This is a genomic window from Psychrobacter sp. CLB018, assembly GCF_041222815.1.
GTDB classification, from domain to species: domain Bacteria; phylum Pseudomonadota; class Gammaproteobacteria; order Pseudomonadales; family Moraxellaceae; genus Psychrobacter; species Psychrobacter faecalis.
This window is the reverse complement of the sequence record NZ_CP166085.1, coordinates 2,082,817-2,104,724: the sequence shown is the minus strand read 5'-3', so window position 1 is coordinate 2,104,724 and position 21,908 is coordinate 2,082,817. Positions and strand designations below refer to the sequence as shown.

Genomic DNA, 21,908 nt, shown 5'->3' with positions numbered 1-21,908 from the left:
ATGTCGTTGCTCGTAATATACTTGGTTATTGATTTTACTACTATGGGCACGTTTGTTATGAAAAAGATAATTAAGTGGATAATTATTATTGTTGTAGCACTGTTTATCATTGGGCTTATCTTTGGCTCAGATGACGCAGAAAAAACAGTGGCACAAACGACGACATCGGCTGATGTCGCTGAGCCCATAATTTCTGAAACTGAGGTGGTCGCAGAAGACAATGGTATGACTAATCAGCAGAAAAACGCCGTTAGATCGGCTAAAAACTATATTAGTTTCGCAGGTTTTTCGCGAGACGGTTTGATTAATCAGTTATCGTCTGATGCTGGCGATGGCTACGATATTGATGACGCTACTATTGCGGTTGATAGTATGGATATCGACTTCAACGAGCAAGCAGGCAAGTCAGCTAAGAACTACGTATCAATTCAAGGTTTTTCATGTGATGGCTTGATAAACCAATTGTCATCGTCAGCAGGCGATAAATACACGAAAGAGCAAGCAGAATATGGCGCTAAACTAGCAGGCGCTTGTGATTAAAAACTTGCTCTCCCTATCAACCTTAAACTAGGCATAGTACGCGATATGCTGAGTCAGCCCATCGCCACATAATCTATAAACCAATCAAAAAAAGCCCTGTCATTTGATGGGGCTTTTTGTTATCTAGGATTCCATTATGAGCGTCGATTTTAGAATAGAAGGCTTGGATGAGCTAGAAAGTCAGTTTGACAGACTCGCGGATACATCCAAAAAAAAGGTGATGATGAAAGCCCTTAATGCTGGCATCCAACCTATCAAAAAAGAAGCAAAGGCCCGCGCCCCAGAGAGAACAGGTCTGCTCAAAAAGAATATACGCTCCAAGCAAATGAGATATACCGAAAAGCCCGCGGTCGGCATCTACATATCTGGCAAGGCATTCTATTGGTACTTTATAGAAAATGGCACTAGCAAGATGGCGGCAGCGCCCTTCCTGCGACCTGCCGTAGACAGCAAGCATGAAGAAGGTGTGAATAAGTTTAAAGAAAAATGGAAAGTTGAGATCGATAAGGTACTGATTGGCTAACAAGGATAAACAATGAAAGCTAGCGAGGTGATATACAGCCACCTAAGTGCGCTGTTTGAAAATAAGGTCTATCCACTGGTCAGGCCTGACTCTGAGAAAGGGTTGCCTTATCTGGTCTATACCGTACTAAACACCAATGCCACCAACGTCATCATGGGCTATACCGGTCGCGAGATGGCTTACTTGCAGTTGGATGTCTATCACAGCAATTATGATGGCTGTGAAGACACGACGAATCAGATGATTGAGATACTTAAAAATAACGTGCAGCCTTTTCACTATGACAGTCGCCGATATATGTATGAGGACGACGCCAAGCTATTTAGACAAAGTATCGAATGCCATATCTGGCAAACCAATTAAACAAACATAGCAACCGCTATTATGCAATCTCAGGCACTAGCCTCAGATATAACGCCCACAAATGAGAGAGTGACAAATATGGCTATTTCAACCGATAAGCTGGTAAACACGCAGTACACCTGGAGTATTGCAACCGATGATGTGCCCACTTTCAACCAAGTGCAGTTTTTGAACAGCATGGATATGCCTAATCTACCCAAAACAGTGGTGGATGTGACGCCTACTGATGCCACGTCTACTGTGAACGCAGTGGCCAACTTCCGCGAAACGTCAGAAATAGCGTTTACTTTGTACTACATGCCGACTGATCCTCAGCATATGGAGCTGAAAGCGGCTTTTAATAACAATACGACGCTGAAAAATAAGATTACCTTTATAGATGCTGCCGGTGAAGGCTTTATCTTTGACGGTATGATCAAAGAGTTTAACTTGGTCGCTGAGCAAAAGGACATGCTAAAAGTTGAAGGCGTATTGGTTATCAGCTCAGAAGTAACACCAACAGTCTAGTCGTTGGTTTTCGCGCAATAATTTTATAGGTGTAGTGATCTAACCGGCTCTACGCCTTTTTATTTTCCTTTTTTATTATCCCTAACTAATAAGTGAGCAGCAATATGAGCACAAAAGAATCAAGAAAAATCCTGAGCAAAGCAGACTTTATGCAGTTAAAAACCAGCGTCAAATCCATTGAGATTCCCGACCTTGGTGAAGTGTTTATTAAGGTGATGACTGCTGCTGAGCGTGAAGGCTTAGAGCGTCAAATGCAAAAAGAGCAAAAAAACAACGGCGTCCGCGCTGTGATATTTATCTACTCAGTGTGTGATGAAAATGGTGTTTTAGAGTTTAACGATGACGACTTGGAAATGGTCAAAGGCTTTCCATCTGCCATTGTGTCAAAAGTCTTCGACGCATCAAGCGACATCAACGCCCTGCAACCAGAGGCAAAAGAAGAAGCTGCAAAAAACTAATCGCCCACCCGCTACGTATATTTAAGTTTCGACTTGCCGCTCATTTGAGCAAGTCGGTGGCTTGGATTGATGACAACATCACATCAAAAGAGCTAACAGAGTGGCAAGCATTTTATGAGTACGTAGAGCCGTTCGGTGGGAAGTTTTTAGATATACAGTTTGCCACTTTGCGCAAGCAGAATTATGGCGGTGAGGAAAAGCTAAGCGTCGAAGACTTTATGCTGTTTGATTATAGCTTGCAAACGCCTGAACAAAAAGAACAGCAACGAATACAAGTCGCCAAACAGCAAGCACAAGCTCAAGCAGCCGCGCTAAAAGACTTCCTAAAATCAAAAGTCAATCCGCAAAACAATCACAATTAATCATAGGGTGGCGATATGGCGTCGGTATTGAGTAGAATCCAAATCATTATGGAGGCGAACACTGCCAGATATAATAATGAGCTCAGGCGCGCGCGGGAAAACTCAAGCACCAGTTTTGGGCAAATGGGTAAGAGCGCTACCAAGGCGGCAGCGGTTGTTGGTACAGCGCTTGCCGGTATGGGTGCATTATCATTAAAGACGGCGATGTCGTTTGAAAGCTCGATGGCTGAGATTGATAAAACCGTAGAGTTTACTTCAAGCAATGGCTTGGCAAATATGCGTAAAGAGCTACAAGCACTTACCACGCAGATACCGCAAACCTTTGAAGAGCTGGCTGCTGTCACCGCTACTGGCGGTCAGCTGGGTATTGCAGAAAAAGACTTGGTTCACTTCACCGAAGTCATGGCAAAGATGGGTGTTGCTTTTGATATACCGGCCCAGCAAGCCGCTGACAGTATGGCAAAAATCGCTAACGTGTTTCAGATACCTATTGAAAATATCGACCGTCTTGGTGATGCGATTAATACGCTATCAAATAATACCCCTGCTACTGCCGCGCAGCTCATTGACTCGCTGCAACGTGTCGGTGGTGTCGCTAAAGTCTTTGGCTTGTCAGAGGACGCAACGTTAGGCTTGACCGGTGCATTGATTGCCATGGGTAAGCCTGCCGAGGTTGCATCAACTGCAGTTAACTCATTATTGACTACATTTTCAACGCTCGACAATGCTACAAAATCTCAAATACTTGGTTTTGAGAAACTAGGCTTAGATATGGACGAGTTTAGCAAACTTGTTGCTACTGATGGTAAGCAAGCAATCATTACTTATCTTGAAGCTATCAATAAGCTAGACGAATCTAAGCGGATTGGTACAAACGCTATGATCATCGGTAAAGAGTTTGGCGATGATATAACCATGCTGGCAGGCAGTGTCGGCGTACTAGAAAATAACTGGGCAATGCTTGGTGAGACTGCTAACACAACCAAAGAGTATTTTGGCTCAATGGATATTGAGTTTAAGAAAATCAGTGCAACGACTGCCAATAAAATGAAGTTATTTAATAGTAACATCGATGGAGTGGTCGCTAGTATCGGCGAGGCATTTATACCCGCACTAAATGAATTGCTGCTAAATATGACCCCTATGGTCGCAATTGTCGGCACATGGGTGTCTGCAAATCCGGAACTGATTCAGCAAATCACTCTTATTGGCGGGTCATTAATTGGCACAGTTTTAGGTCTAAAGCTAGCAGTTGATGGATTTACGGCGGCAAAGACTACTATTGACGGTCTAAAGCTCGCCTATGCCGCCCTAGGTAGCACCATGGGATTAGCTGCCATCGCTATAGGGGTGCTGATATTAGGCGGATTATTGCTCTATCAGAATTGGGATAAAGTAAAGCAAGTCATTAAGGATAACGAACCTGCGTTTATTGCGCTAGGTATCGCAGTCGGGGCTATTACTACGGCTTTGATTGCAGCTAAAGCACCGTTAATATTTATGACAGCGCAATCATGGTTAGCAGCCGCAGGCACAACCGCTGCAAGTGTAGGCGCAGGTTTATGGTCGGCAGCGGCAGGCGTGGCGGCAGCGGCAACTTGGACATTCAACGCCGCACTAGCGGTATTAACCAGTCCTATCGTCTTAGTCGTTGCGGCTATTGCATTGATTGCAGCCGGTGGTTATCTAGTCGTTAAAAACTGGGCTGCTATAAGCGCCGGGCTTAACGCTGAGTTTAATAAGATAAAAAGCTATGTCTTAAACACGGTTGCAACCATGCAAGCGGCTTGGGATAGAGGTGTGGCTAACACTCGCGGCGCAATTATTAATATCAAAAACACCATCGTGAATACGCTCAGAGAATTGCCCGGTCGTATGCTGCAAGTCGGTAGAGATATCGTCAACGGTTTGATTAACGGTATCAAGCAAGGCGCAAGCGGTGTTGCTACAGCTATTGGCAGCATGGCATCAAGCGCAGTCGCTAAAGCTAAGAGTGTGCTGGATATTCGTTCGCCATCACGAGTCATGAAGAAAGTCGGTGAGCAAACCGCTGAAGGTATGGCGCTCGGCATCAAGAAAGGCAAAAAGGCAGTCGTTACTGAAGCGCAAAAGATGGCAGCCGATGCGGTCAAGGCTGTACAAGATGGTGTTGCAAATCTAAAGCGTGAGATTGCGCTATTCGGTACTGACAGTGCTTTAGCTGCACTTGATTACGATATTAGTGTAGGAAAATACCGAGGCGCTAATACAGACGAGCTACGCAATCTCACTCAAAAACTTGAGCTTACAAAAGAGCTAGCCAGTGCTAATAATTCAGTGCAAAGCAGTATCGATGCAATGATTAAAAAACGCGCACTGTTTAATAATAGTAGTGAAGTTGCGTCGCTTGAGTACGATATTTTATACACCGATAGATTTAAAAACGCTAGCGGTGAACGGGTACAGCAGCTGCTTGATGAAACGCGGGCAGTTGAAGGGCTAGCTAAGCAGTTAGCTGCTACCAATGCCATCAAGAAAAGGTTTGAGCAGTTTGAGGCTGATCAAAAAAGCGCGGCTAATGCGTTTAGTGGATTAGAGATTAATCAGCCGCAGACTGAAGCTGACAAGCTGCGTGTCGCTTATGAAAATAAGATGGCTATCGTCAATACGTTTGAGGATATGCACACCGCCAAAAAAGCACAGGCCAATGCTGCGCGTGTGAAGCTGACCGAAGAATACAATCAAAGTATTCAAGATATGGAGTTGCAAAAGCAAGCGCAAACGGTCGGCTCTATCGCGGCTATGTTTGGCATGGTGTTAGGCGAATCAAGCCGCGGCTATAAAGCAATGTTTGCCATCCAAAAAGCTTATGATTTTGTTTCGGCTCAATCAGCTAGCTTTACAGCTATTGCTAAAGCGTGGAGTTCAGCGCCATTTCCCGCTAACCTTGGCGCCGTAGCTACTACCACATTGCAAACAGGTATTATTCCTGCTGCTATTCAGGCACTAGCACCGCCGTCATTACGAGGCCAAGCCCACAATGGTATTGCAAGCGTGCCGCGGGAAGGCACCTGGTTCCTTGATAAAGACGAGCGCGTAGTGAAGCCTGATGATAATCGTAAGCTGAGTCGGTTTTTGGACAATACAGACAGCTACCATAGCAAAACCGCCCCAGTCATCAATATGACTATCGAAAACCATGCAGGTGTCCCTGTATCGCACCGCGTAGATGATGATGGCCGTATTCGTGTGATTGTTGGCGAGGAGCTTAATAAGCAGCTGCCACAGCACGTCAACAACGAGTATAGCCAATTTAATAAGGCCCTAAAAAACAACTATCACCTACAGCGTAATTTGGGATAACAAAATGACTGAAATGCCCAAGCTCATGCTAAAACCGCAGCGTGATGGCTATAACTTTAGCCTCGCGCGTAGCGTGACCAGCACTGAAACCATTGTCGGCTTACCTCGTGAGCGCAAAGACAGCGTGGGTAAAGTTCATCGCCCTAATGTCACTTATAAATGCACCCGTGCACAGTGGAGTTACTTCCTGAAGTTTATGCGCGCCTACGAAGGCTTGCCATTTTTGGCATACCTACTACTTGATGATATCGACCACCAATGGTACGAATGCCGTATCGTTGGTGATGCGCTACCCGTTCAAACGCTTGGCGACCAAATATTTACCGTGCAGTTATCACTGGTTGCCAAACCTATTAAGTACGATGTTGAAGCCGACCTTACTTTTTTAGAAATCTACAAAATGACAGACGGCCAGGTCGAGCGATATTTCAATCTACTCGCAAAACTGGTCAATGAAGATCTGCCAGCTGCTTTTGGAGGTTTGTAGTGGCCAATATAAAAGAAATGGAGTATTGGCTGCGCGGTCGCCATGATGACGTGCGCCTTGAGTGTATCGAAATCAAACACCCATCATTCAGCCGTGACTATCGTTTTGTACGCAATCACGCAGATGGCGTGCGTGTAAAGCATGAAGATGACCGTTACCGTGACTATGAACCATTGCCGTTGACCATCAAGGCCGCCAAAGCAGCTGACGACTTACAGCAAAGCTTTACTATTGGCATTGGCGATGTGGGTGAGGTTATGCCGTATGAGATTGACCGCTTACGACGCGGCGCTCATTCAACCGTCAGACCGACTTTAAATTACCGGGTGTATTTAACCAGTGATTTAACGGAGCCCATGACCAGCGTGCGCGGCTTAGAGATAACCGACAACCAACCTCAAAAGCGCGGTGCTGTTTTCTCCTGCCAAGCCAAGCAGCTCAATAAAACCAGTACTGGCATAATTTTTACCATCGATTTGTTTAAGTCACTGCGAGGATTTTAGCCCATGCTTGATTTATCTCAATACGACAGTAAACGTTATGACGACGATATTTATAACTGCCTACATTTTGCCGTTGATATTTACCGCGATATCACTGGACGTGACATGGGCGTCTATGTTGACGACCTCATGACAGGGCGTACCAAGCGCAAGGTGAATACCGCAAAGCTTAAAGAGTTTGCCCAGCTTGATAACCCTATCGACCCGTGCTTAGCCTTGATGCATGGCAAAGAGCTACACGCCGGTATTTACCACCAAGCCAAAATCATACACATGACTGAATCGGGACCGCAGTGTGTACCACCGCATATCGCCACGCTGAAACACGGACGGATAAAATATTATGCACTCTAATATCGAACTGATCGTTGTCCGCAATCCTATGGCTTATGCCTGCGACAACTCCGACTGCAAAATCGTGCGCGGTGATGATTTGTTTGAGCTTGTCACTGGCATCTACCCAAAAGGCATGCCACCAAATACTTACTGGTATCATGAAAAATGGGATACAGATTGCGATGTAACACCTGAAAAAGCCGAGGACATCATCGCTTTAAATGAGCAAGGCGGCTCGTTTTATATCGTCACTTATCCTGCGGGCCCTGAAACATGGATACCAATATTAGTATCGGCGTTTATCACCGTCGCCGCCGTCTTATTGATGCCGATGCCGGTTGTCCCTACCAGCGCCGCCAATGCCCCACCAAGCCCAAACAATGCTTTGGCACAGCGCACCAACCGTCAGCGCCAAGGCGGACGTATTGCTGATATTTATGGAGAGGTATGGTCGGTACCAGATTTGGTCGCCGTGCCTTATAGCGTTTATATCGACAATCGCGAAGTCGAGTTTAGCTATATGGTAATAGGTCGCGGGTGGTATTTGGTTAAAGAAGCGCTCGACGATACCACGCCTATCAGTCAGGTATTTGGCAGTAGCGTCATGGTGTTTGACCCTAACAAAACTCTGAATGATGAGCCAAGCTTTCTATTTGGTTCTGCATTCTCGCCCGATGAAGCAGCATTTAGCCGTTTGGCCGTAAAGCGTTATACATCGGTTAATGGCCAAGTGTTGATTGCACCAAATGCGTATTTAAAAGATACAAGCTTAGTCTTTAAAAATCCAAACATCATAGAAACTGACGATCAGATAAGCTTTATAGACCGCTATAAAGCAGGTGATTTGTTGTTGGTTGAAGGAGCAAACAATCTAAAATCAGGCAACAATATTACAGAAGGTATAGATCCTGATATTCAGGAAGTTACCTACAATCTCAGCGGGCAATATGTCATTGGCAGCGTGACCGAAAAACAGTTGTTTCTAACCAACCCATCAGCCACTAATGCAGACTGGGATAAATTAAGCGCAAACACTGACTTCACTGTCGCGACTGATGCCGTAACACTTTCAACCGAAGCCAAGCCTTTATGGCAGGGTTATCATTACACAAGCCTAAAAGACCATGACGGCGCTTATGTGAATATCGTTGCCCAGTCGCTCTACCAAACCGGCAAGAATGGCGATTGGGTGGGTCTACGTATTTACTGTGAGATTGAGAGTGAGATTGTCGATAATACTAACAATCCCGTGCCTGGCACCCTGCACTCACAGATATTCACTATATCCTCACCAGATGCTGATAAATATGGTTGGCGCGCGCAGCCTGGTGGCCATGATGAAAGCTCAAGGTACACCAAAGATGACAAAATAAGAGCAAGCGCCGCCGTTACCGTAAGAATTGAAAATCCAAATTTCTCGGTTGGCAAACGTATGCGCTTTCGAGTCGCCAGGAAATCGAACGTCATAACCAGTAATGTTGGCTCAGTCATCGATGAAATTAAGATTAAAGACTTTTATGGCACAAGGTTAATGACAGCCGATGATAGTCCGCTAGGGCTGACCAAGATATACAGTAAAACACTGGCCACCGAGGGCGCACTGTCAATTAAAGAGCGCAAACTTACGGTACTGGCGCAGCGCCTAGAGCGTGATTGGCAAAACAATGACGCCCTTATACCTTCTAAGCGTATCGATGATGTTATCTATGACATTGCCACCGACCCCGTGACTAGTAACATGACTGCCGCCGATTTGGATATGGTGCAAATCAAAGCGGAAGTGGATGCGCAAATCGCTTATTTTGGCACTGACTTGTGTGCTCAGTTTTGTGGAACCTTTGATAGTAAAGACATCACTACAGAAGAGATGATACAGACCGTCGCGATGGCGGGCTTTTTTACCGCTTATCGTATCAATAACAAAGTCTGTCTGCACTTTGAGCGACCTGAAGCTTACCCAGTTGCTACTTTTAACAGCCATAGCATCACGCCTGACAGCTTTGAATACAGTGAGTCGTTCGGTCCACGTAATGATTATGATGGCATTGAAGTTACCTACACTGACCCCGTCGATGATGCCAAAGTAACGCTGCGCTATCCAGAAGATGGCTCAGCCACCAATCCTGATACTAAAAACAAGGATTTGGTAGGCGTACGTAATAAAGTGCAGGCACACATGCACATGATGCGCCGGCACTGGAAAAACCAACATGCTTATAAGACTTGCTCATTCACCGCCGCTGATGAGTCCGGCATTGTGTTACCAACCAACCAAATCAATGTGGCCGACCAATACCGCGCTGATACCCAGCAAGGGGCTGTCGAAGCTTTGCAGGTGAATGGCGCCGGTCAAGTCGTTCTGACGCTAAGTGACAGTGTTGATTTTGGTGGTAAAGCGGAAGGCACTGTATTTGTGCAAACTGTTGCCGGTATTGTTGATAACATCCGCTGTACGCCAAGCGCTAATCCGTATGAGGTGATATTAACCCGTGCTCCATCACAACCCATCAGTACGTCTTGGGATGCAGTGGTTCGAGCCACGTATCAGTTGGTATTGCATGATGACCTAGATCGTAATAACTATATCGTGACGACCAAAGACCCTGGCGATAATCCTATGTCACATCGTTTGTCGTGTATCAATTATACCGATAAGTACTACCCGAACGACAAAGACTTTATCAACGGTTTAATCACCTAAATTCATACAAACAATCACTCAAAGCCTCGCATCTAGCGGGGCATTTTTATGGGGAAAAGAAATGTCGGAATTATTGACGATGCAAGATTTGGCTAATGGTCACTTAGATGTTAAGGCGCTGGGCGAAGCGGCGAACGGTGATGAAAATATGATAGTGACGACGCGCACTGGGAATACATATCCGTCTGCCGAAAGAGCCATTAATATAATGTTTCAAAATGGCGGGTTGCCTGCCACGCCTTTTGCCACTAAAGCCTTAATGACGGCAAGCGCATTGGCTAATGACAAGTACGCACAAGTGACTGACGATACAGTTAATAATGGCTTATATCTTAAGACGGCTGGCGCTTGGGTTAAATCGGCTTACGACCCAGTAGCGCAATCTAAATCCTATACTGATGAAGTGACGGAGGGTGTTTTAATTGATAGTAAGCCAGACACAATAAAAGGTGACACCATACAAGCATATATAACTAGCACTGGTGTTCTAAGCGCAGAAACTGAGGGTAGTACTGTTGTTATATACAAAGTAAAGGCGTCTACACAGTACACAGTTGAGAAAGAAATATCCAGTAGGTTTGTTATTTATGGCTATACCACCAAACCTGTAGCTTCTAGCACGCCAGTACAGGCTGTAAAAACCCTAGATGCGCCCACCGTACAACACGTAGACAGTAATGGCAGAATTGTAGAAGCACATACTTTTACAACGGAACCTAATGTCGAGTATATCGCTGTCTATACCAAGCGAGTAACAGATGTTAAAACTCCAGCGATTCAGATGAAAGAGGGTGGGTTGTTTGACTTTACGGCTAACTACTTTGAGCTATCAAAGGATGTTATTTTTGGTGGTAAAACGCTATCAGATATCCCAACTACAGCAACAGGTAAGAATATATTTAATGGTGAGTATGTTAATAGTTTCTTAGTTGGTAATACTACTAGCCCTAATGTGATTATGACTGGCTCTGCTGATGCTAAAAGTGCGGTAGTAAGGGTGAAGCCAAACACTACTTATACAGTGAGTAAAACAGCGTCAAATAGATTTAAGGTGGCTGTCACTGAAGTCTACCCATCTAACTTTTGGGAAAATGCTGGTCGTGTACTTATGGATGATAATAGGCGCTCTGACACAGAGTTTACGTTTACAACTAACGAAAATGAGATTTTTGTTATCGTTTTTGTTGCTTTTGAAGGCGCATTACCACCCGTATTTATGCAGATTGAAGAAGGTCCAGTTAAGACGCAATGGATGACTTATGGCAAGGTTTTAGTTGATACTCCTAAATATGTGGACGACGCGGGTAATGTTATTAATGCACCTGATGGGGGCAACACGCCTACTCCCGCAACTGGGTATTTATCATATCTAGATATTGGGGTAGGTGATGCAAAGTATACAGTCAGAGGGAATCCAGAGGTTTATACAGATAGTAGTATGACCACAGTAGCCACTGATGACACTGATGCTCTGCAAGCTGCTTTTGATAGGGGTGGTGTAATTTACCTAAACGGCAACAAATCATATAAAGTATCTAGACCTCTCGATATAGACCTAACAAAAGTAAAATATATTGACGGCAATGGCGCAACGCTAGTATCCACTCATGACGGCGTAACATTAAGAGCGATAGGGGAGCAGGTTGGAACAGCAGCACCGTTTAATACCACAGCTATGATGATGTTCTCTGTTAATAGACATATTAAAGGCTTAAGACTAACCTCTGCTAGTGGGTTTACTGGACAAGCTGCGACAATATCAAATACATTTATGCTTGAGTTTGATGTTGAGGTTTATTGGATGCGTGACGGTATTGAGTACATCAACCAAAATCGTAATATCCGACTTAGAGCAAAAATATACATGCTGCAAGAGGATGGTATCCGTTTCGACAAAACGTGCAACCTTCATCAAGGTCAGGTGTATGTGGGTGATGTATCATACTGCAAACGAGCAGTGTATTTTGATGACCCTGAAATTTACAACCTCCAGTTTATAGGTGGTGACTACGAAATGGGTACAGCTTCAAATTCAAGCTATAGCCCACTGATTCCAGACTGCTTAATTCACATGAGAGTGGAAAACGGAATTTTAGCAGATATTACATTTAGTGGTATCACGTTTGAGGACCATACATTAGCAAACGTACTATTTAAAATAGAAAGCCCTTTAAGCAGTGCTTGTCGCAACATTAGGTTTACAAACAACTTTTACGGTAACGCCCTTAAAAATATGTTTGAGGTAGGCAATGTATTTGGTCTAGTAATTACAGGCAGAGCCGAGGCTATTGCTGATAACTTTTTAAAAGTCACAGGCAGGTTAAAAGCAGCTCATGTTGACGTGTCGGTGTCTAGCGCCAAGACTCTGCTACACTCTGTCGGTGACTTTGCGCTAGAGCAATCTCACTTTAAATTTGTCGCAAGTGGTATTACTGGCAACCCAGTTATCCTTGATTGTGATATTAAAATGATGCACTTAACTGATTGTATTATGGAGTCGGCAGCCGCACTTGATTTTGATGCAACCAAAGGATTTATTGACGTAGTTGCTACTGGCAATAATGTCAGGCAGTTGAGAATTAGCAACAATACAATGTTTACTGTATCAGGAGATATTGATATTGTTAAGGTTTCAGGCAGTCCTAGCGCTAGAGTTAGAGTGCAAGGAAATGAGTCAAATTTAGGTGGTAGATACCCCGCAAGCGGCGGCAACATTGTAGCTAACGACAACTATTAACGCCAACCCCCTTAATCGGGGTTTTTTATTACCAAAATTTAGGAGAGACAATGCTAAAAATCAAATTTAAGCGGCTATGGTGGGCTTGTCTCATTGCTATAACCGCCAAAAACCAGCCACTCTTTTGAGTGGTTTTTTATCATCTAAAATTTGAGGAGGATGTATGCCGCAAAATCTAGCCGTGTTTACCACGGCAAAATTACTTGCGCTATCAGCGATGGGCGCCGCAGCCAGTGCAGCCAGCGCAGCTAATGCGGCAAGTCTTAGTATGCAGCTCAATGAGCCATATTTATTTTTTTATCTGCAATTACCGCTGTGGTTTCTTTTTATCACGATGATCGTCCTCACGTTTGTGGGCGCGTTTTTATCATTAACGACAGACTATATGCGCGCACGCGGTACCACCGCGAGCAAGCTCACAACAGCCATTGCGGTTGGTTTTGTCATTTCGTTTGTTGTGCTGCCTACAATCACGTCCGAGCCGAATCCGCCTCTTATGATGCTAACAGCAGTAACAGCCGCTTTTAGCGGTACGACCCTGGTGTATTTAGCAGGAAGATTGATTGGCAATAAACAGCTGCAAGATGCAGTCATCGATTTGATTGTGCAGCGTAGCATTAAATTCTTGGGCGCCGCTTTAGATTTACTTTCTGAGCATACATTAAAGCTCTTCGGCGCAATCTTAGTCGGTATTGTCGCGTCGTTTGTTATGCTGCCACAATTAAATGAAGGTCTTGATGCTCAAGTGACATTGAGAGCCGACTATATGGAGGTGGTCAATGTTTAATATAGTTAATCATGCAATACCGATCTGCGGATTGGTACTATGTATCATTGTCACTCTAATAAAGAAAATTAATACCCGAGACGCAATTTGCACCGCAAAATTGCATCTTTATGCGGTCGGATGGTTGGTATTGGTATGGGCAGATTGGGGTAGCGACTATGTGCCAACTTCTGCGATAACGCTGTTTAGTTTAATCATGCTGATTAATAATTTGCTTTATGTGAAGCAGCTTACAATCCCTCGGCCAATCAAGTTTAAAACACTTTGGCCGCCAAGATTTAGACATTAACAGGAGCAAATCATGCGATTTAATTTAATCAAAACTGCAAGTCAGCTGACAAACATCGCTATCAAAAATAGCGAGATTGTCCAGCCTTACGTTAAACCAAGTCACTACCGACGCGGGCTTATGGCGCTTAACGCACTGCACTATGCGCTACGCATTGCAGATAAAGACAAATAATAACTAACATTAATCACAGCCTCTATTTAGAGGCTTTTTTAATGTCTAAAATAAGGTAAACATTATGGCTAAAGTAGTAATCACCGCCGGTCATAGCAATACTGACCCAGGCGCGGTAAACGGCAATATCACCGAAGCTGAGATCACAACTGACATGCGCAACATCGTCGCTTATTGCCTAAAAGATTTGGGTATTGAAGTTGTCACAGATGGACGCGGCAACGACAATCAAACGTTACGTCAAGCGATTAAGCTTATCAAGCAAGGCGAAGTCGCTATTGAGTTTCACTGTAACGCTTTTCACCTACCTACTGCAGGTGGCGTCGAAGCACTGGCACAACCAAAGGACAAGGTAATCTGCCAAAAACTATGCGAAGCAGTCAGCGATGTGATGGGCATTCCCGTGCGTGGTCCTGCTGGTGGCTTTAAACCAGAAAACAGCGGTCAACATTCCCGGCTAGGCTATGTGCGTGAAGGTGGTATAATTTTAGAGCTATTCTTTATCTCTAATCCAAAAGAGCTTGCGACGTACCAGGCTAAGAAATGGCTGATTGCGCGTGAGATTGCAGACGTCATTGCTGAGCATGTTGGCGTTGGTTGTAAAGCCTAATTTGCTATGGTTTTGGGAAGTGATGTTTAAGCCGTGACATGATTCTTGACACACTCTTATCAAACGCTATCACATACAATCACATTGGGTATTCGTAAGTCATTGATATTATTAAGAGTGGATTTGATAGCGTGTGATAGTGTCTGATGTAATCGGGTTCAACTCCCGCCATCTCCACCAAATACTAAAAATCCGATCACATAATGTGGTCGGATTTTTTTTGATTTAAATTTATTACTAAGTTCGGAATGTAAAGTTTTAATGAGAGTAGAAGGTTGATTGATCTATTTGATAGAGTTCAAAGACAATAAAAGCACTGTTTTCTTAATGCGCTTATAAGAAAAAGGCCTCCAATCGCTTGGAAGCCTTTTAATATAATGGTACCCGGAGCCGGACTTGAACCGGCACGCTATTACTAGCGAGGGATTTTAAATCCCTTGTGTCTACCAATTTCACCACCCGGGCAAAACTTGTCTTATCTAAAAGTAAGCTTTCTACTTATTAGATAGTGGTCGCTATTATAAGCATTTCCATTAATAATGCAAGCTAAAATTAACGTCATACTTATATATTTATAGCTAAATAATTGGAGGCTGAGGTCGGAATCGAACCGGCGTTAACGGAGTTGCAGTCCGCTGCATGACCACTCTGCCACCCAGCCAATCAAGGATGCCTATATTAGCAAAAATAATTTAAATTACAAGTCATTTTTTAACGAAACAGCGCTTATTTGCTAAGTTGCCGCTATTTAACCATAAATGAGGCATTATTTGAGCCTTAATAAGGTAAAAGGACAGCAAAAGTGGTGCAAATGAAGTCATCGCCAAACCTAAATTCAGTGATGACTTGTTAAAAATAGTTATTCTAGTTTAGCGCTTGCTAGACAATATCTTGATTATTACGTTTTGCTTTTTTGAAATCGCGATAAGTTGCGGTACAGATTAATGTCAGCACCCCAAGGGTAATCGCCGGCCAGACGAGGATATAAAATCCATAGATAAAGACGTTTTCCATGATGTCTCCTTATAGTGTTTATATAAATTTTTTGCTTACTAGATTTTAGTAACAATGGCTAGCCAAGCATTGGTTAACCATCAATGACTAATGAGTTTTTGCTTAAGTTTTTGGTAACGTTTGTGCTTGCGGCTGTTTATCGTAGTTGCCCACCCGCTGTTTAATGAGGTCAAAATCAAAATGCTCGTCACCCATAAGGCTAACAATCACGCAGACGATGGTACTGGCACCGTAAGCGGTCAAGGAAGCCAGCAAGACCATATATTGGCGTAAAAAGCCGGTGGCAAAAATGAGCATCAGTACGAGCGTAATAGCGGCGGCGCCCACACCGATTTTGCGTCCTAAAAAGCCAAAGACCATGAGTCCAATGACGACAGCAGCACCAACACTGGCCAAAATTTCAAAAAATAGTGCGGTGAAGCCTTCAATGGGAATCAGCTCAAAGCGCGCGACGCAAAATAATAACAACCCGACGATGACGGCTGAGGTAAAGGCCACATTGGTGACGCGATTCCAGAACACACTAGCAATCACAGGGAATACAATGGTGCCCCACAATGCGCCAACGAAGACCAGCATGACCAATATATCAAGCTTAAAGCTGGCAAAAATCAATCCGGCAGCGGTGGCAATAATCATGGTTGAGCGTCCAACCAGCATCATGGTTTTTGGTTTTACGCGCCCTTTAGCGATATTTTTGCCATAAACGTCCGCCATCATAATCGTTGATAGCGCCGATAAATCTGAGTCAGCGGTTGAGGATAACGAGCCAATGACCAAAATAAAGAACAAGGCAATAAATACCGGATGCAAATAAGTACTAACCATTTGCGGGATTAAGTTATTCATATTGCCATCGAGCGGTTCAATACCAATGGTCAAAGCCATCAAGCCAATCATACCAAGTCCAATGACGATGCCCGCGTAGCCGACCGTTGCAGTGACAAAAGTGGCTTTGATTTTGCTTTTATCAATGGCAAATAATCGCTGGGTAATGGTTTGGTTGCCGATAGCATAAGCCAATACCGCGACAAAATAAGGCGCCCCTTGCTGAAAAAAGGCTTCGGAAGAAAACAGGTTTTGCTGCTCTAAGGTTAAGTTTGATAAGCCACTGACCATGACCGATGGCCCGCCCATGGCAAATAGCACCGCAGGGATGATGATGACTCCAATCGCCATCAAAGCAACTAATTGAGCAAAATCGGTAAATACGGACGCTCGAAATCCAGAGGTTAACGTATAGCTGAGCACTCCGACACCTGCGATAATGACGCCGGTCTGAAAAGATAACGGCGATAATACTGATACCAAAGCACCAGCAGCGGTGAAGTTGACCATCAAGCTAATTAAGCTGCCCATAAGATTAGATATTGCTAAAATTAATTGGCTTGATGATCCGTGGCGCGCGTGGATAAGTTCACCTAAGGTGTGTCCATTAGGAGCAAGTTCGCGAAAGCGCATGCCAAAAGGGTAGATGAATAAAATCATCAAGGCGCCCCAAAAACCATAATGTAGCGGTCCTGAAACGCCGTATTTATAACCGGAGGTTGCAGCCGCATAAAACGAGGCTGCCCAAATCCAAGTTGCAGTCATACTCGCCGCGCCCATGCCAAAACCGACACCATGACCGGCGACCATAAATCCAGAAGTGGTTTCCTTATCTTTTTTAATCAATAAAGACAGCAGGTAAGTACCGCCATAAAATCCTAATAAAAGTAAAAGAATGGTGATTGATGAAAATTGGAACAATGACTCAGTTTTCAAATTCATACCTCGCAATTGTTTGAAGAATAAAGGTTTGCAATAAAAGTCATGCCACAAACTGTTAGGAATGTAATAGGACGCATTGGTTCTATTCGCTGCTTGTATACAGCGCACAAGCACGCAATGAGGCAAGCCAAACGCTCACGTTAAATGTGATGCCGCTTTTTCATTTAGCACAGCCTGTTAGACAAATATTTGACAAAAAATATAGACTAAAAATTTGTCTTAGAAATAACGGCGGCAACTCTCAATAGGCGTCTGTTAATGGATTGACCATTACGCTGTCAAGTGATGCCTACTCGATAGTAACGAGACGCTAAAAGACGCTTATTGACTAAGCATCTCTAGCAAAAATACGGATAAGCACTGAGCCTAAACTGCTTGAGCGGTGCTAAATAGAGCTGTTTATAGTAGCTGCGTTAAGCAACAGTTAGGATGGATTTTCATCCCTTTATTGCTTGTGAGCGAACATCCGCTGTCGTGATAATAAGTAAATTTTTACGGCAGTTATTGCCAGTATTTACTTCTCATTGATAAATAAAACTACAGCGATGTTAAATTCTCGTAACATGTTTGTGCGGTAAGAGTAACCTATTCTGTCTGCTATCTCAAATTTTACCGCAGACTTTTTAGTCAGCCAGCATTAAGATAAACTAATAGGTCGTCATTAAAATGATCCTAATAAGCAGAAGAGGTTAGGAGAAACTATGAAGTTTAAACAAATTTTCTTGTATTAAGGAAAGGTAACGATAAAGGCTAGGGGCTCTTTTACGAACTTACAGGGAGAGTTAAGTTGAAGTAAAAATAAGTAGAAAATAGTTATTGCTTAGCGGTTTAGTGATAGAGTTAAATGGATATAATAAAAGAGTCGCCCCTAACTTGTTGTTTTAAGCGTCTTTATAATTGGTATAATAAGTAACTCGGTCATCGCGTAAAAACCCTGCCAGTCCCAAACCATAGTGTTCAGCGACGCGTACTGCAGTACTGGTCGGTGCCGACATACCAACGAGCCAAGGAATGTGGCTACGAATGGATTTTTGTACCAGCTCAATAGACAATCGCGAGGTCATCACCACGCATGTCAGCTTGGTCTTGTTGCGCAATTGCCAACCGATGAGTTTATCAAGTGCGTTATGACGCCCTACGTCTTCAAATAAATACAAATCCTTGCCTTGCATGGTGGCTGCAGCGTGTACCGCACCAGTGAGTTGATGGGTATGCTGGGCGGCGTTAATTTGCTGATGCATGTGCAGTAAATAATTAAGACTGGGCACGGAGGATTCTGACTGTTTTTGTTGCAAGCTGGATGATAAATAATGACTTAAATCGGGAAGCGCTTGCGAAAGCCCGGTGATACCGCACATACCGCAGCCTGTACGTCCTGCTAGCTGTCGCCTCTGCGCTTGAATACGCTGATGACAGCGCTGATTTAGTACCAGCTCTACTACATATACATCATAGTCTTGCAACTGCGCTGAAAATTGCTCAAATGCCGTCTTTTCATCAAGTAAGTCATCCGTTAAATCACTGGTGAATTTTCGGTAACTGGCAATATCGGTCAGTTGCGTTACCTCCCACTCTAATAATTCATGACTATGATGAATCAATCCTTCGCTATACAAAAAACCAATAGCAAGATACTCAAGCTGGTAGGGGCTTGCCATCAATATCGCATAGTGGATACCATTAATGACAATCGCAACCGCTGCCTCTACTGCCAGCAGCGCTGATTTGTCATCAACCTCTGTTTCTGCATTTTTAGAAGAGACATTTGCTGTAGATAAATAAGCATGTTTTTGTGTTAAATGTAGGCGCGATAAAGGCACGGTCTGCATATCCATTATTGGCGCAGCAGCATGATCAGCATTGGTTTCTAAATCGGCCGCTGAGCCATTTAACCAAGGTTCTACTGCAACTACGTTATGTTTACTGACCATCATATTTTAACCATTTCCTTTATCAAACTATCTTTGTTAAGCGCTGGCAGCTAGTGTGTTTTCAGTAACGCGCTGCAAAACAACGGTAACGGATTTATAAGAAGGCGTCCTTGAGTCTGGCGCGTGAGTGTCTAAGTCGATAAGGTCGTTACATTCAGGATAATAAGTCGCCACTGCATTGGCAGCGATATCCATCTCAGTCAGTATTAATGGACCTAAGGTGCGCTGTTCATCTTGACTGTCTTGACGCGATACCATAACACTATCGCCTTTTTGCCAACCTAAACGCTTGATTTCATCGGGATGCATAAATAACACGTCGCGGCGGTTGGTCTGGCGATAGCGGTCTTGATGACCAAAAATCATGGTGTTAAATTGATCATGACTGCGGACACTGGTTAGCTGCCATACTTTTTGCTCAGCGCTTTGGGTTGGATTGTGATCGCTATTGCTTGGATGAATCGCGGGTTCATTATTTTTGCTATGGTCACTTTTAGCATTGTTATTTTTAGCATGGCTATGATAGCTCGATGTGGTTTCTGCCATCTGTGCTGCGACATAAGTAATGGGATATTGTGGGACTTCAAACTGCGCTTTGCCGCTATCGGTATTCCAAACGCGATGACGGGCAGGGTGGTATAAATGAAAACCGCGCTCGTTTTCACGAATACGATCGTTAAAATTCTCAAAGCCTTCAATCGCTTGAGCGATATAATTACGGATGATATCAAAGTCGCTGCTCATTGTTTGCCATGGAATAGACGAATCAGCGTCAAGCGCGTGGGTTGCCATATCGGCCACAATTTGCGCTTCAGATTTTAAATTATCACTAATCGGCTCAATGCGACCGCGCGTAGGAACAATTTGGCACATAGAGTCTTCAATCGTCGCGAACTGCTCACCTTTTTCCGTTACTAAGCGTTCGGTACGACTGATACAAGGTAAGATAAGGTTATTTTTACCCGGATATAGCATAGTTTCATTAAGTTTGGTGCCGATGAAAACATTGAGTTCGGTAGTGGTTAAGACCGTTTGAATCGCACTTTTATCGGGCGCGGCAACGGCATAATTACCGCCCATGCTGATAAAAGCTTTGAGCTTACCTTGCATTAATGCTTTTGCGCCAGCGATGACATCAAGCCCATCTTCTTGTGGCATAGGGCGCTTGAACACGCGCTCAAGGCTATCAAGTAAGCTCTGTTTAGGGCGCTCATGGATACCCATGGTGCGATCGCCCTGCACATTGGAGTGACCACGCACCGGTGAGGCGCCTGCGCCATCGACCCCAATCATCCCCATGAGTAGCAACAAATTGGTAATCATGGCGACGTTATCTTCGCCTTGGACATGTTGGGTAATACCCATGCCCCAGGTACAAATGGTTGCTGGGCTATCAGCAACAAGTTTGGCAAGTTTGATAATGTCTGCTTTACTAATACCGCAGCCACGCTCTACCTCTGCCCAAGACTGCTGGCGTAACCAAGTATCGAGCGCCTCATAACCTGATGTGTGCTGCTCAATAAAATCATTATCAATTTTGCCATTTTTGGTCAGCCATTTGGCCAAGCCCGTCAATAAAGCGGTATCACCACCGATTTGAATTTGAATGACTTCATCAACCATTTCATCACTTTGCCCTGCGGCCATATGGGTAGGTTTTTGTGGATTTCTAAACTTGCTTAAACCTTGCTCCCGCATCGGATTGATAGAGATGATTTTGCAGCCTTGCTTATGAGCGTGTGCCAGCATCTCAAGCATACGCGGATGATTGGTGGCAGGATTTTGCCCAAACAGCATAATTAGCTTCGCCTGTTCAAAATCTTCCAAAACCACCGTGGCTTTACCGACGCCTAACTGTTTACCGAGCATCACTGACGTTGGCTCGTGACACATATTTGAGCAATCTGGCAAATTATTGGTGCCAAAACAGCGTACGAACAATTGATACATAAAAGCAGGCTCGTTAGTGACGCGTCCTGAGGTGTAAAATAACGCTTCATCTGGCGAATCGAGATTCTGTAATGTCTCGGCGATACGCTCATACGCTGCCTGCCAAGAAATCGCCACATAGCGGTCTTGCCCCGCATCATAATATAACGGCTCTGATAAGCGGCCGCTGTGCTCAAGCTCGTAGCCTGACCAGCCTTGTAGTTCTTTAACGCTATGTTTGGCAAAAAATGCGGCATCGGCGCGCCTACTCATCGTTTCACTAGCAATGACTTTAATACCCGTTTCACAGACATCAAGGCTTTTATGGGTCTTATGATCTGGCCATGCACAGCCCGGACAGTCAAAGCCGCCGTTGGGCTGGTTGCTATGCAAGATACTTATGCTGCCACGCAAAAAAGCCTTATAATCCATTAACTTACGAGTAGAAGCAACCAAAGCTGGCCAACCAGCTGCAGGGTGAGAGTAAATAGGAATTTTACGCATGATAGACCTCATAAGCGAATGGCGATAAGTAAGTATGACTG

General features: G+C 44.2%; 19 protein-coding genes and 2 tRNA genes. 15 read left to right on the top strand and 6 right to left on the bottom strand.

Annotated features, from left to right (window positions below; genetic code table 11):
- Nucleotides 1–57 precede the first annotated feature (57 nt).
- The 15 genes from AB8P72_RS08870 (at nt 58) to AB8P72_RS08800 (ending at nt 14,719) form a co-directional block, all read left to right on the top strand.
- Nucleotides 58–540 (top strand): Ltp family lipoprotein, encoded by a 483-nt coding sequence (locus AB8P72_RS08870; RefSeq protein ID WP_369957634.1) that lies wholly within the window; start codon nt 58–60, stop codon nt 538–540.
- A 136-nt stretch (nt 541–676) separates the two neighbouring features.
- Nucleotides 677–1,063 (top strand): HK97-gp10 family putative phage morphogenesis protein, encoded by a 387-nt coding sequence (locus AB8P72_RS08865; protein WP_369957633.1) that lies wholly within the window; start codon nt 677–679, stop codon nt 1,061–1,063.
- 12 nt (nt 1,064–1,075) lie between these two features.
- Nucleotides 1,076–1,426: a hypothetical protein gene (locus AB8P72_RS08860; protein WP_369957632.1), complete on the top strand. Its 351-nt coding sequence runs from the start codon at nt 1,076–1,078 to the stop codon at nt 1,424–1,426.
- 78 nt (nt 1,427–1,504) lie between these two features.
- Nucleotides 1,505–1,933, top strand: coding sequence for a hypothetical protein (locus AB8P72_RS08855; protein ID WP_369957631.1), 429 nt, complete (start codon nt 1,505–1,507; stop codon nt 1,931–1,933).
- 104 nt (nt 1,934–2,037) lie between these two features.
- Nucleotides 2,038–2,391: a hypothetical protein gene (locus AB8P72_RS08850; RefSeq protein ID WP_369957630.1), complete on the top strand. Its 354-nt coding sequence runs from the start codon at nt 2,038–2,040 to the stop codon at nt 2,389–2,391.
- Nucleotides 2,392–2,435: 44 nt separating this feature from the next.
- Nucleotides 2,436–2,753: a hypothetical protein gene (locus tag AB8P72_RS08845; RefSeq protein WP_369957629.1), complete on the top strand. Its 318-nt coding sequence runs from the start codon at nt 2,436–2,438 to the stop codon at nt 2,751–2,753.
- A 15-nt stretch (nt 2,754–2,768) separates the two neighbouring features.
- Nucleotides 2,769–6,095 (top strand): phage tail tape measure protein, encoded by a 3,327-nt coding sequence (locus AB8P72_RS08840; RefSeq protein ID WP_369957628.1) that lies wholly within the window; start codon nt 2,769–2,771, stop codon nt 6,093–6,095.
- Nucleotides 6,096–6,099: 4 nt separating this feature from the next.
- On the top strand, nt 6,100–6,582 hold the full coding sequence (locus AB8P72_RS08835) for a hypothetical protein (protein ID WP_369957627.1): 483 nt from the start codon (nt 6,100–6,102) through the stop codon (nt 6,580–6,582).
- Nucleotides 6,582–7,085, top strand: a complete 504-nt coding sequence (locus AB8P72_RS08830) for a DUF1833 family protein (protein WP_369957626.1) — start codon at nt 6,582–6,584, stop codon at nt 7,083–7,085. The genes AB8P72_RS08835 and AB8P72_RS08830 overlap by 1 nt, the downstream gene beginning before the upstream one ends.
- Nucleotides 7,086–7,088: 3 nt before the next feature.
- A complete protein-coding gene (locus AB8P72_RS08825; protein WP_369957625.1) occupies nt 7,089–7,439 on the top strand; it encodes a hypothetical protein in 351 nt (116 codons plus the stop codon).
- Nucleotides 7,429–10,122: a host specificity factor TipJ family phage tail protein gene (locus AB8P72_RS08820; protein ID WP_369957624.1), complete on the top strand. Its 2,694-nt coding sequence runs from the start codon at nt 7,429–7,431 to the stop codon at nt 10,120–10,122. The genes AB8P72_RS08825 and AB8P72_RS08820 overlap by 11 nt, the downstream gene beginning before the upstream one ends.
- Nucleotides 10,123–10,183: 61 nt before the next feature.
- Nucleotides 10,184–12,859 (top strand): hypothetical protein, encoded by a 2,676-nt coding sequence (locus AB8P72_RS08815; RefSeq protein ID WP_369957623.1) that lies wholly within the window; start codon nt 10,184–10,186, stop codon nt 12,857–12,859.
- Nucleotides 12,860–13,022: 163 nt separating this feature from the next.
- Nucleotides 13,023–13,646, top strand: a complete 624-nt coding sequence (locus AB8P72_RS08810) for a hypothetical protein (RefSeq protein WP_369957622.1) — start codon at nt 13,023–13,025, stop codon at nt 13,644–13,646.
- A 301-nt stretch (nt 13,647–13,947) separates the two neighbouring features.
- Nucleotides 13,948–14,109: a hypothetical protein gene (locus tag AB8P72_RS08805; RefSeq protein ID WP_305936083.1), complete on the top strand. Its 162-nt coding sequence runs from the start codon at nt 13,948–13,950 to the stop codon at nt 14,107–14,109.
- A gap of 64 nt (nt 14,110–14,173) precedes the next feature.
- Complete coding sequence (locus AB8P72_RS08800) at nt 14,174–14,719, top strand: N-acetylmuramoyl-L-alanine amidase (RefSeq protein ID WP_369957621.1); 546 nt, start codon at nt 14,174–14,176, stop codon at nt 14,717–14,719.
- A 378-nt stretch (nt 14,720–15,097) separates the two neighbouring features.
- On the opposite strand, the gene AB8P72_RS08795 is transcribed toward AB8P72_RS08800, so the two are convergent.
- From AB8P72_RS08795 to AB8P72_RS08770, 6 genes are all read right to left on the bottom strand, one after another.
- Nucleotides 15,098–15,184: transfer RNA gene (locus AB8P72_RS08795), tRNA-Leu, on the bottom strand.
- Between the two features lie 122 nt (nt 15,185–15,306).
- Nucleotides 15,307–15,380, bottom strand: a tRNA-Cys gene (locus tag AB8P72_RS08790).
- A gap of 218 nt (nt 15,381–15,598) precedes the next feature.
- Nucleotides 15,599–15,733, bottom strand: coding sequence for a putative transporter small subunit (locus AB8P72_RS08785; RefSeq protein WP_219621718.1), 135 nt, complete (start codon nt 15,731–15,733; stop codon nt 15,599–15,601).
- A 102-nt stretch (nt 15,734–15,835) separates the two neighbouring features.
- The gene (locus tag AB8P72_RS08780) at nt 15,836–17,482 is read right to left on the bottom strand and encodes a sodium:solute symporter family protein (protein ID WP_198328706.1); all 1,647 of its coding nucleotides are present in this window, start codon (nt 17,480–17,482) and stop codon (nt 15,836–15,838) included.
- Nucleotides 17,483–18,384: 902 nt separating this feature from the next.
- Nucleotides 18,385–19,338: a formate dehydrogenase accessory sulfurtransferase FdhD gene (fdhD, locus tag AB8P72_RS08775; RefSeq protein WP_102076593.1), complete on the bottom strand. Its 954-nt coding sequence runs from the start codon at nt 19,336–19,338 to the stop codon at nt 18,385–18,387.
- Nucleotides 19,339–19,470: 132 nt separating this feature from the next.
- Nucleotides 19,471–21,867, bottom strand: a complete 2,397-nt coding sequence (locus AB8P72_RS08770) for an FdhF/YdeP family oxidoreductase (RefSeq protein ID WP_193029993.1) — start codon at nt 21,865–21,867, stop codon at nt 19,471–19,473.
- Nucleotides 21,868–21,908: the final 41 nt, after the last annotated feature.

Bases quoted from the DNA above. Each gene is read 5' to 3' on its own strand.
- AB8P72_RS08800 (WP_369957621.1), top strand. From the start codon at position 14,174: ATGGCTAAAGTAGTAATCACCGCCGGTCATAGCAATACTGACCCAGGC.
- AB8P72_RS08865 (WP_369957633.1), top strand. From the start codon at position 677: ATGAGCGTCGATTTTAGAATAGAAGGCTTGGATGAGCTAGAAAGTCAG.
- AB8P72_RS08855 (WP_369957631.1), top strand. From the start codon at position 1,505: ATGGCTATTTCAACCGATAAGCTGGTAAACACGCAGTACACCTGGAGT.
- AB8P72_RS08805 (WP_305936083.1), top strand. From the start codon at position 13,948: ATGCGATTTAATTTAATCAAAACTGCAAGTCAGCTGACAAACATCGCT.
- AB8P72_RS08785 (WP_219621718.1), bottom strand. From the start codon at position 15,733: ATGGAAAACGTCTTTATCTATGGATTTTATATCCTCGTCTGGCCGGCG.
- AB8P72_RS08860 (WP_369957632.1), top strand. From the start codon at position 1,076: ATGAAAGCTAGCGAGGTGATATACAGCCACCTAAGTGCGCTGTTTGAA.
- AB8P72_RS08870 (WP_369957634.1), top strand. From the start codon at position 58: ATGAAAAAGATAATTAAGTGGATAATTATTATTGTTGTAGCACTGTTT.
- AB8P72_RS08825 (WP_369957625.1), top strand. From the start codon at position 7,089: ATGCTTGATTTATCTCAATACGACAGTAAACGTTATGACGACGATATT.
- AB8P72_RS08835 (WP_369957627.1), top strand. From the start codon at position 6,100: ATGACTGAAATGCCCAAGCTCATGCTAAAACCGCAGCGTGATGGCTAT.
- AB8P72_RS08815 (WP_369957623.1), top strand. From the start codon at position 10,184: ATGTCGGAATTATTGACGATGCAAGATTTGGCTAATGGTCACTTAGAT.
- AB8P72_RS08850 (WP_369957630.1), top strand. From the start codon at position 2,038: ATGAGCACAAAAGAATCAAGAAAAATCCTGAGCAAAGCAGACTTTATG.
- AB8P72_RS08810 (WP_369957622.1), top strand. From the start codon at position 13,023: ATGCCGCAAAATCTAGCCGTGTTTACCACGGCAAAATTACTTGCGCTA.
- AB8P72_RS08840 (WP_369957628.1), top strand. From the start codon at position 2,769: ATGGCGTCGGTATTGAGTAGAATCCAAATCATTATGGAGGCGAACACT.
- fdhD (WP_102076593.1), bottom strand. From the start codon at position 19,338: ATGGATATGCAGACCGTGCCTTTATCGCGCCTACATTTAACACAAAAA.
- AB8P72_RS08820 (WP_369957624.1), top strand. From the start codon at position 7,429: ATGCACTCTAATATCGAACTGATCGTTGTCCGCAATCCTATGGCTTAT.
- AB8P72_RS08770 (WP_193029993.1), bottom strand. From the start codon at position 21,867: ATGCGTAAAATTCCTATTTACTCTCACCCTGCAGCTGGTTGGCCAGCT.